We start from the raw sequence: 9,384 nt of genomic DNA, 5'->3' as shown, positions 1-9,384 counted from the left end.
TGGTACAGCTGGATGAAACGCACACCGCTTTCAGAAAGCTTCCTGGACAACAGGCAGTTGGCTGCAAATGTGCCGGGCACAAGGCAGTCAGGCCCATACAGCTTTATGATATCATCTGATTCTTTGGAGAGATCGGTCAGTTCCGGCACTGCCGTTTGCATACGGTAAGCCATTTCATACTGCTGTATCTTGGTATTGATCTCAGGGTCGCCGAATTCTTGATACGACTGATCATTCAATGCGGCCAGCTGGTCCAGCATCTGGCGGCGGTTAGCCATATCAATGCCTTCGGGATTGTTCAGGTACAATACCGGGCTTTCACCGCTGCTGAACTGAACGCCCTGGTGAATACTGTCTAAAAATCCATTGGACCACAGCTTAGAGTATACGCCCTGTCCGTTTCCTTTTCCTCTTGACAGCAGCACACAGAAGGCAGGCAGGTTCTTATTTTCGCTGCCAAGGCCATAGCTCATCCAGGAGCCAAAGCTGGCGCGGTTGCCCTGCTGCGCCCCTGTCTGGAAAAAGGTGAGCGCGGGATCATGATTAATGGCTTCGGTGAACATTGAACGCATAATGCAGATGTCGTCCACTATCCGTGCCGTGTTCGGAAACAGGTCGCTGATCCAGGCACGGGCCGCGCCGTACTGTTTGAAATCGAAATACGAACCTACCAGCGGAAAAGACGACTGCCCGGAGGTCATGCCTGTTAAGCGTTGTCCCATACGGATGGAGGCCGGCAGCTCCTGCCCCATCATTTCCCGCAGCTTTGGCTTATAATCAAAGCTTTCCAATTGGGACGGCGCTCCGTTCTGAAACAGGTAGATGATCCTTTTGGCCCTGGGTGCGAAATGCGGCATGCCCGGAACAAAGGGCGCTTCTTCCCCGCTGCTTTTGCCCAGGAGGCCAGGTACCAGCAATGAACCCAGCGCCAGGCTGCCCACGCCAAGGCTCAGGCGTGACAGGAACTTACGGCGGTTCATGTTCAGGTGATATTCTATAAATTCGTTTTTCATCGGCCTTTATTATGCGTGACTTACGATCGTTATGTTTTTGAAAGCGTTTCTTCCATGTTATAAATAGTGGTGATCACCTGCATCATGGCGGCCCATGAAGCATTGTCCAGGTTTACTGCCATCGGGTACTCACCCTGCTGCAGCAGCTTCACCGCATTTCCGGGTTGCTGTTTATACCATTGCTGCTGCTGTTCATAATATTTCTGCAGCAGGTCTACTTCCCGTTTTTGCGGTGTGCGGCAAACAATCAAACGGAAGGCCTGCATTATATTCCTGGTTGCATTCCTGTCTTTTTGCAACAACCGGGAAGCCAGTACCCGGCTGGCTTCCAGCACGGTGGGATCGTTGAGCATAATGAGCGCCTGCAGGGGCGTATTGGTGCTGGCGCGTTTTACCTCGCACTGATCGCGGTTACTGGCATCAAAGATCATCATAGAAGGTGGCGGCACCGTGCGTTTGATGAAGGTATACAAGCCTCTGCGGTAAAGGCTTTTCCCATGATCCTGCCGGTAGCTGGCCAGGATGCCTCTGCCGGAGGTAGCCATTTCCCATAAGCCCTGGGGCTGATAGGGTTTTACACTGGGACCGCCAATTTCAGGTACCAGCAATCCACTACTTTTCAGCACCAGGTCGCGCACGCCTTCTGCAGTAAGCCGGAACCTGGGTCCGCGGGAGAGATAAATATTTTCAGGATCTGCTTTCAGCTTGTGTTTGGAAATGGCGGCCGACTGCCGGTAAGTGGTTGTCATCACTATTTGTTTCATGAGCCGTTTAATATTCCATCCGTGCTGCATAAAATCAACCGCCAGCCAGTCAAGGAGCTGCGGATTGCTGGGTAGATCTCCCTGCATCCCGAAGTCGCCGCTGCTTTTCACAATGCCTCTGCCGAATACTTCCTGCCATTGCTGGTTCACAAAAACCCTTGCTGTGAGCGGGTTCCGCTTGTCAAACAACCAACCCGCCAGGCCAAGCCGGTTAGCCGGGTATTGCTTCACATTAAAGGGCAACACGGCATGCGGTGTTTCCGGCTGTACTTCCAGTGTAGGGTTATCGTAGTTACCACGGCCAAGAATATACGTTTTTCGCGTAGTATCCTTTTCCCCCATTACAGATACGATCAGCTTATTGGTGTCCTGTTTATTAATGAAACTGAGCACGTCTTTGAGATCTTCTTTGGTGATCTCCATATAGGGCGTTTTAGCATAGGTTTCAGGGCCCCCTACAGTAGATTGCAGCCCTGCTTCCTTCACATTATTAAAGAAAGCAAAGAGCTCATAATATTCTTTTTGGGAGAAAGGATCATATTTGTGATCGTGGCAGTGCGCGCATTCAATAGTGATACCAAGCATGCTTTTGCCGAATGTGTTGGTACGGTCCGTCACATATTCAATACGGTATTCTTCATCTATTACCCCGCCTTCTTCAGTGATCTTATGGTTGCGGTTAAAGCCTGTTGCAAGCAATTGTTCGCGGGTGGCGCCGGGGATCATATCTCCTGCCAGCTGCCAGGTTATAAAATCCTTGTAAGAAAGGTTTTCATTGAATGCATGGATCACCCAATCGCGCCAGGGCCACATGGAGCGGTAGTTGTCGTCCTGGTAACCGTGTGAATCCGCATACCGGGCCACATCCATCCAGTGTACCGCCATTTTCTCGCCATAGGCGCTGTCGGCCAGCAGCTCATCTACCATGCGTTCATAACCCGCCTCGCTGGTATCTTTGGCAAAACGTTCCATTCTTTCAAGCGAGGGCGGCAAGCCGGTAAGATCCAGGCAAAGGCGTTTCAGCAGTCTTTCGGGATCTGCTGCAGGATTGGGTTTCAGCCCGTGTTCCTCCATGCGGGCCAATACAAAGTAGTCTATTTCGTTGCGCGCCCATTGCTCCTTGTTTACTTTGGGTAATGCAGATTTTACCGGCGCCACAAATGCCCAATGCGGTTTATATTTTGCACCCTGTTTAATCCACTTCTCAATCAGCTTTACTTCATAATTACTCAGCGCCATATTGGTGGATGGAGGCGGCATACGCATGGAAGTGTCAGTAGTACTGATACGCTGGTATACTACAGAAGCTAAAGGATCTCCGGGTACTAAGGCATGTGCGCCGGGTATTTCGCGGAGTGCTTTATAAGCGCTGTCGGCAATGTCGAGCCGCAGGCCGGCTTCCCGTTTATTGGCATCAGGACCATGACAGGCATAACACTTATCTGATAAAATGGGCCGTATATCAAAATTATAGTCTACAATTTCGGGTAGTTTTTCTGGCTGGTTTTCCGGTGTATTGCTATTATTGCATGCGTACAAAAATGCAAGAGAACAGATGACGAGTCTGACATAACGGTGGAACATAATTTTCAGCAATTAATTAAAACTGTCTTGGTATGGGCGAATTATCCGGCGATTGATTTCTTATAACGTTGATCCGGCTGCTATAGTAAAGATCGGCTATAATCAGGCACCACTTTGATAGTATTTTATCTCATAGTAATAGTTTGTTCGCATTATGTATATACATACCTACAAATAGCCAAGTAGTATCTTATTACACGGTGGAGGGTCTTCAATAAAATAAATTTTACTTACTTATCAGGTTCTTATACACTACGGCATTTAACAGATCCTGCCGTTTGGGCTTTGCGATAGGCAGGTTGCTTCCATTGATGCTAACCTGTCCTCCTGAAATTTTATGAATATGGGATATATTTATAAGATAGGACCTGTGTATCCTGAAAAAATGATCCTTAGGCAATATTTCCTCTAGTGAAGCCATTGTTTGATGAATGGTCAGCACCTTATCCTTGAAATATAATTTCACATAATTCTGCATTCCTTCCGCATAAAGAATATCTTCCCATTCAATTCGCAGGAAAGCATCTCCCCCCTGCCTGATATACATATCAGATTTTGTTCCCTCATGCCCATCTCTCAGTATCAGCTGCGAACGAAACATAGTCTGTGCCTTCGATACCGCCTGGAAGAAACGTTGAAAAGCGATAGGCTTCAGCAAATAATCCACCACATGAAGCCTGAATCCTTCAATAGCATATTCGGAATAGGCTGTTGTTATAATTGTTAAAGGAGGTTTGTCAAGCGCTTCTAAAAACTCCAATCCCGAAAGGTGAGGCATATTAATATCCAGGAACATCAGTTCTATTTCTTTCTTTTTAAGGATCTCTGCTGCTTCCAATGCAGAAGAACAGCAAGCCGTGGCTTCCAGGAAATCCAGCTTGTCCATATAATTGATGATCCCCTTTATGGCAATAGATTCATCGTCAACGACCAGGCATTTGATCCTGGATGGTGTAATCTGTTTTGATATTAGTTCTGCCATTTTATAACTGTATAACAAGTTTTGTCTGATAAACTCGATCGGTTTCCTCAACGGATAGATCATATTTTCCGAAGTATAATATTTCCAGGCGTTCCTGTATATTTTTAAGCCCCACACCACCTGTACTTTTCTTCTTTACAGGTAAGGTAGATTTTGAGTTCTCTACATAAAAGGAGATGGTATTATTTGTTTGTTCAAAATTTATATGGATATATCCTTTTTCAAAATCAGATTTCGAGACGTGTTTAAATGTATTTTCAACGAATGTAATAAAAAGAAGCGCGGGTATTTCTTTTTTAGGATCCTCTATTTTCCACGAACAGGAAACCGTTAGCTTGTCTTCCCAGCGTACTTCTTCAACAGCAATAAAATCTTTCAGGAATTGAATATCCTGCTCCAATGTTACCTTTTGTTTGTCGCCATTATAAAGCTGGTAACGTAATATTTCAGAATATTTTATGAGCAGATCGGAAGCCAGATCCACATCGGTTTGCATCAAAATATGGATATGGTTCAATACGTTGAACATAAAATGCGGGGTAACCTGATGTTGAAGCGTACGCAATTGATATTCTATAATTGTTTTTTTCAGCTTTAAATTTTCCTGAAAGAACCGGACGCCACAGATGCATAGATTGATCGCAATCCCTGTTGGGATGGATACGAGTAAATAATACGCCGGCACCTTGATATTAAAATATTCTGAAAGGGGGAAAACGCCTTTTCCCTCTAAAAAAGCAAAAAGATACAAATAGAAAAAACGTACCATTCCAACCAGGATGGAAAAACCAAGGAACTGAAGAATAAAGGTTACCGCAGCTTTTTGCCTGATGGCTTTTGGCAGCAAAGTTTCACTGAGATAGGTTGTAATGGGGGAAACAGACAGGAGTGTTAAAACTGGATATAACGTTGCTTCGGTCAAAGACCCTGTATCTGGTATAATTTGTAACCACAAGGCAAAAAACAACATTGTCCAGCAGGCAAGAATTGCATAATTCTCTTTTATACGGCTCTTTATTTTCAGCAACATAATCTGTCTTTGGGCTGTGATGAACAGTCAATGTTTCCTTTCTGCTAAAATTAACGGATTAACATGACAATGTACGGCCATTCGTCAAAGGTAAAGCTATGATTCGTCAAAAAGAGTTCCACAAGATCTCCTAAACACAGAGCTTTGGCAATAAACATCAAACTTTTGACTAAAAATACTGGAATGAAGAAGCTATTGTTTTTCGTATTTATGATTGTTGGGAATTCGGACATAAACGCGCAGGTTAAAGTTATGTTTAAAACTGAATATTTTGGAAAATCGGGCTATCGTGTAACTAAAGATGGCAGGAACGAGAGAGTGGGAAATAGTGAAGGCTCGGCAATGGTTTATGAGGGAGGTGTTAATATTCCGCTATATGAAAAATTGGATGAAAACAATCGCCCAACCCTATGGACAATAAATGTGGGTGGTGAATATGCAAAACTCGATAATAAAAACTTTACTGAGCCTTTGGTTATTGATGAGATCCTGAATATTGGTTTAAGCCTTAACCATGTAAGACCTCTGAATAACAGGTGGTCTATGATGGCAACGGTCGGTGGCGGAATTTATATGCCAGGTACCCGGCTCTCTCAAATAAGTTTTAAAAATGTACTTGGAAGTGTTGGAGCTGTTTTCATTTATCATCTAAAGCCCAACCTGCAGCTGGGAGCAGGCCTTGCCATCAATAACTCTTTTGGTTATCCGATGTTATTCCCGGCCTTTTATATAAACTGGCAAACAAAAGGTAAATATGCGGTTAAGGTAGCAGCTATGAAAGGCTTAGAAATGTCCGTCCGATATAATGCTTATGAAAACCTGAGTTTAAGCTTTATAGCCGAATTGAATGGACAAATGGCGCTGCTGGAGCAGGACGGAAAAGATAAAATATTCGCGCATCAATACCTGGTGGCAGGTTTTCGACCGGAAATAAAGATCGGCAAAAAGGTATCAATACCTATTACAGCCGGCATTAGCGCCACGCGCCCGGCAAAAATGATGGACAGAAAGCTGAAAAGCATTTTTCAGGATGGAGGATACCATTTCCAGGCAGCTCCTTATGTGTCGGCTGGTTTACAGATCAGGTTTTAAAAGTTATTTTTTAAAGGTTGTTACCGGGCAGGGTCCTCAACAGGATCCGGTGCTGCCGGGTGCTGCGGGTCATAAATGGCCACTCCTACCCTGGAGTCCGCGCAGCCGTAATAGAGGTACCATTTATGCTTAAACCATGCCATGCCTTCAATGAATACAGTTCCGCTTGCATACTGACCCCGTTTTTCAAAAGCCTCGCGGGGCCTGAAAAATGGCACATCAAGCCGCGTTATCAATTTGGTGGGTTCGGTTTTGTCGAATAACATCTGGCCGGCACTGTATGTTCCGGCGGCAAAACGTTTGTCGCCTCTGGCAGCACTGTTCCGGCCATTGTATAACAGGATGATGCCTTTATCTGTCAACAAAGCAGGTGGGCCGCATTCGGTCATGTCGCTATCGAAATAGTCTTTACGGGGAGACGCCAGGATCAGCAATTCACCTTTATCATCCACTAAAGGGCGCCAATCCGTAAGGTTAGCTGAGGTGGCAGCATACACATGCCGTTCGCCCCAATACATAAAATACTGGCCGTTTACTTTGGCAATAACCTGCTTATCGCCCTTAACCTGGGTGAGGATAGATGCCGATTTAGTAGCAATGTTGAAAAACCTGCCATTATAAACGTCCTGAAAAACAGGCCCGTGCTTGGTCCAGTGAACCAGGTCTTTTGAGGTAGCTGCTGCCAGGCGCGGCACCTTACGGTTCCATTGTGTATACAGCATTACATAAGTACCATCTTCAGTTATTGCTATTCGCGGATCTTCGCAACCACCGGGCCATTCAAATGTTTTTTGCTCGTCATCTGCCGGAAAAAGAACAGGTTCCTTTTTTCGTTTAAAATGCAGGCCATCCTTGCTCTCTGCATAACCAAGGCGTGAGGTACGGGTACCGATCTTTACGCCGCTGTTATCTTCAGACCGGTAGAGGACCACTATTTTACCATCTTTAACTGCTGCCCCGGGGTTAAAGGTATCGTTGATCTCCCACTTTATTTTTGACCTGCTCATTGGATCGGTGAACGTGGCAGTGGTGTCCGGCGAAATGATGGGGTTCTCCCCCTGCGGTCTTAAAAAACCGCCCAAAGCCCAATCCGGCAAAGAGTTGGCAGACTGAGCGAATGTTATTTGAGTGATGAAAAAAAACAGCAGGAGAAAACCGCGGAAGTATGTTTTAATCATAATGTAGTTTAATATCTTTTGAATTAAATACATCAGTCCGCGGATCTGTAAAATGATCCGCGGGCTGGTGCAATATACTTTTCTAATCAATAACCTGCATTTTGCGGATATCTGTCACCGGTAATGGTCCTGTCTATCTGGCTTTGAGGAATGGGTCTTAGTATATGCTTGTCTTTAATATTCACCCCCGCATCCGGATTATGTAATTTTACACGTTCCAGCAGCTTATTTGTTCTTACCAGGTCCAGCCAGCGGGTTTGTTCGCCGGCTAACTCACGTGCCCGCTCGTCCAGGATATAGTCCAGCGTAACCTCAGCTGGTTTAACAGACATGGTGGCAGCGTTTCCGGTTGGGTAGGCTGCCCGCTCCCGTACCACATTAATATATTTAGCGGCGCTGGCATTATCGTTCATGTTGAAAGCCGCTTCTGCTGCCAACAGATAGGTTTCGGCCAGGCGGTAAGCAATAACCGGCCTTACCGATGGATCATTAATACTCGCCCTTTTGGTATCCTGGTATTTGAGCATGGTGGGATATAACTGCAGGGTATAATTCCGCGGCGGTACCAGCAGGTAGCGTATGGAGGTAATATCAGCATTACTAACATCCACCCCGGGCATATAAATGGCTGTATCACCCAATGCATATTTGGGAACGCCATTTACCTTAGGAATTTTGTCGGCGGAGTTAGATAACCATACCGATTGAAATGTTTTGTAATACCGGGTGTCGTTTGTTTTATCGGCAAAACAGGTATCGCTCATCCAGCGGGTTAATTCAACGCGCGCAAACGGGCGGCCATAAGCCATAGAGCGAACCAGGCCCGGGAAATTTTCATAACCCATTACATAGTGAAAATTTAATTCGTTGCTATTATTGTTATAAGTAAGGTTGGGAGTATGTTGTACACTCCAGAGCACCTCTTTGCTTGCCTCATTACCTTCCGCATACACCGATGCAAAATCCGGCAGCAGCCCAAGGCCTAAGCCGGCGCCATTGTCAATCAGGCCTTTTGCAGTAGTATAAGCATTCTGAAAATCATCCGGCTGTTTCACTAAAGAGTATGCCCGGGTCAGGTATACTTTTGCCAGCAGGTGCGATGCGGCAGCGCCGGTAGCCTTACCGGGCAATACACCATTTTGCACCGGGCTTGGTGGTAATCCGGCAATGGCATCTTTTAAGTCCTGGATAATGAAGCTGTAAACATCACCCATGGGCGCCCTGGTGGCGCTGGTACTGGGTTCTGTAATAAAATGGGTATTCAGCGTAACAGGCCCCCAGAAACGCACCAGTATGAAATAATAATTTGCGCGTAAAAATTTAGCTTCGGCCACTTTTTGCTTCACCGTGGCCGCATCAAGGCCGGTAACGGTGGGCCCATTGTCAATGATACCATTACAATCATTTATGTACGTGTAACAGGCATTCCAGATGCCCGATACCCAGCCGCTGCTGGCATCAAAGCTGCTTGAATAAATATTAAAATCATTGTTACCGCCCCCGCCGGATTTGAACTCATCGGTGCCGGGCACGGTCATGGTCATAAAATTCTCAGTTCCCCATATGCTCCGGTTACCGGCATAAGCTGCATCCAGCCCGGACTGAAAGCCCTGCGCTGTATTAAAATACTGAGGGGTGAGCCCCGAATGTGGTTCTTCTGTTAATTGCTTGTTACAGCTCAAACTTAAAAAAGTGATCGCTGCCAGTGGAATAGATTTATATATGCTAACTCTCATGGTGA

General features: G+C 45.8%; 7 protein-coding genes. 1 reads left to right on the top strand and 6 read right to left on the bottom strand.

Features of this window, described 5'->3' with window-relative positions; genetic code table 11:
- The 4 genes from KVT36_RS09205 to KVT36_RS09190 all read right to left on the bottom strand — a co-directional run.
- Positions 1–1,013, bottom strand: a 1,013-nt coding sequence (locus KVT36_RS09205; RefSeq protein ID WP_217603199.1) for a DUF1501 domain-containing protein, incomplete at its 3' end; no start/stop codon positions are given.
- Between the two features lie 29 nt (positions 1,014–1,042).
- Positions 1,043–3,316, bottom strand: a complete 2,274-nt coding sequence (locus KVT36_RS09200) for a PSD1 and planctomycete cytochrome C domain-containing protein (RefSeq protein ID WP_254639919.1) — start codon at positions 3,314–3,316, stop codon at positions 1,043–1,045.
- 271 nt (positions 3,317–3,587) lie between these two features.
- Positions 3,588–4,343, bottom strand: a complete 756-nt coding sequence (locus tag KVT36_RS09195; RefSeq protein ID WP_217603197.1) for a LytTR family DNA-binding domain-containing protein — start codon at positions 4,341–4,343, stop codon at positions 3,588–3,590.
- A gap of 1 nt (position 4,344) precedes the next feature.
- Complete coding sequence (locus KVT36_RS09190; protein WP_217603196.1) at positions 4,345–5,373, bottom strand: sensor histidine kinase; 1,029 nt, start codon at positions 5,371–5,373, stop codon at positions 4,345–4,347.
- 183 nt (positions 5,374–5,556) lie between these two features.
- Between KVT36_RS09190 and KVT36_RS09185 the strand changes: the two genes are divergently transcribed.
- Positions 5,557–6,465, top strand: a complete 909-nt coding sequence (locus tag KVT36_RS09185) for a DUF6268 family outer membrane beta-barrel protein (RefSeq protein ID WP_217603195.1) — start codon at positions 5,557–5,559, stop codon at positions 6,463–6,465.
- A gap of 20 nt (positions 6,466–6,485) precedes the next feature.
- On the opposite strand, the gene KVT36_RS09180 is transcribed toward KVT36_RS09185, so the two are convergent.
- Together KVT36_RS09180 and KVT36_RS09175 are read right to left on the bottom strand one after the other, a co-directional pair.
- Positions 6,486–7,643: a glycoside hydrolase family 130 protein gene (locus KVT36_RS09180; protein WP_217603194.1), complete on the bottom strand. Its 1,158-nt coding sequence runs from the start codon at positions 7,641–7,643 to the stop codon at positions 6,486–6,488.
- 86 nt (positions 7,644–7,729) lie between these two features.
- Complete coding sequence (locus KVT36_RS09175) at positions 7,730–9,379, bottom strand: RagB/SusD family nutrient uptake outer membrane protein (protein WP_217603193.1); 1,650 nt, start codon at positions 9,377–9,379, stop codon at positions 7,730–7,732.
- Between the last annotated feature and the right edge of the window lie 5 nt (positions 9,380–9,384).

This window comes from Chitinophaga sp. GbtcB8 (genome assembly GCF_019091455.1).
Taxonomy (GTDB): Bacteria; Bacteroidota; Bacteroidia; order Chitinophagales; family Chitinophagaceae; genus Chitinophaga.
This window is presented reverse-complemented; position numbering and strand designations above follow the sequence as displayed.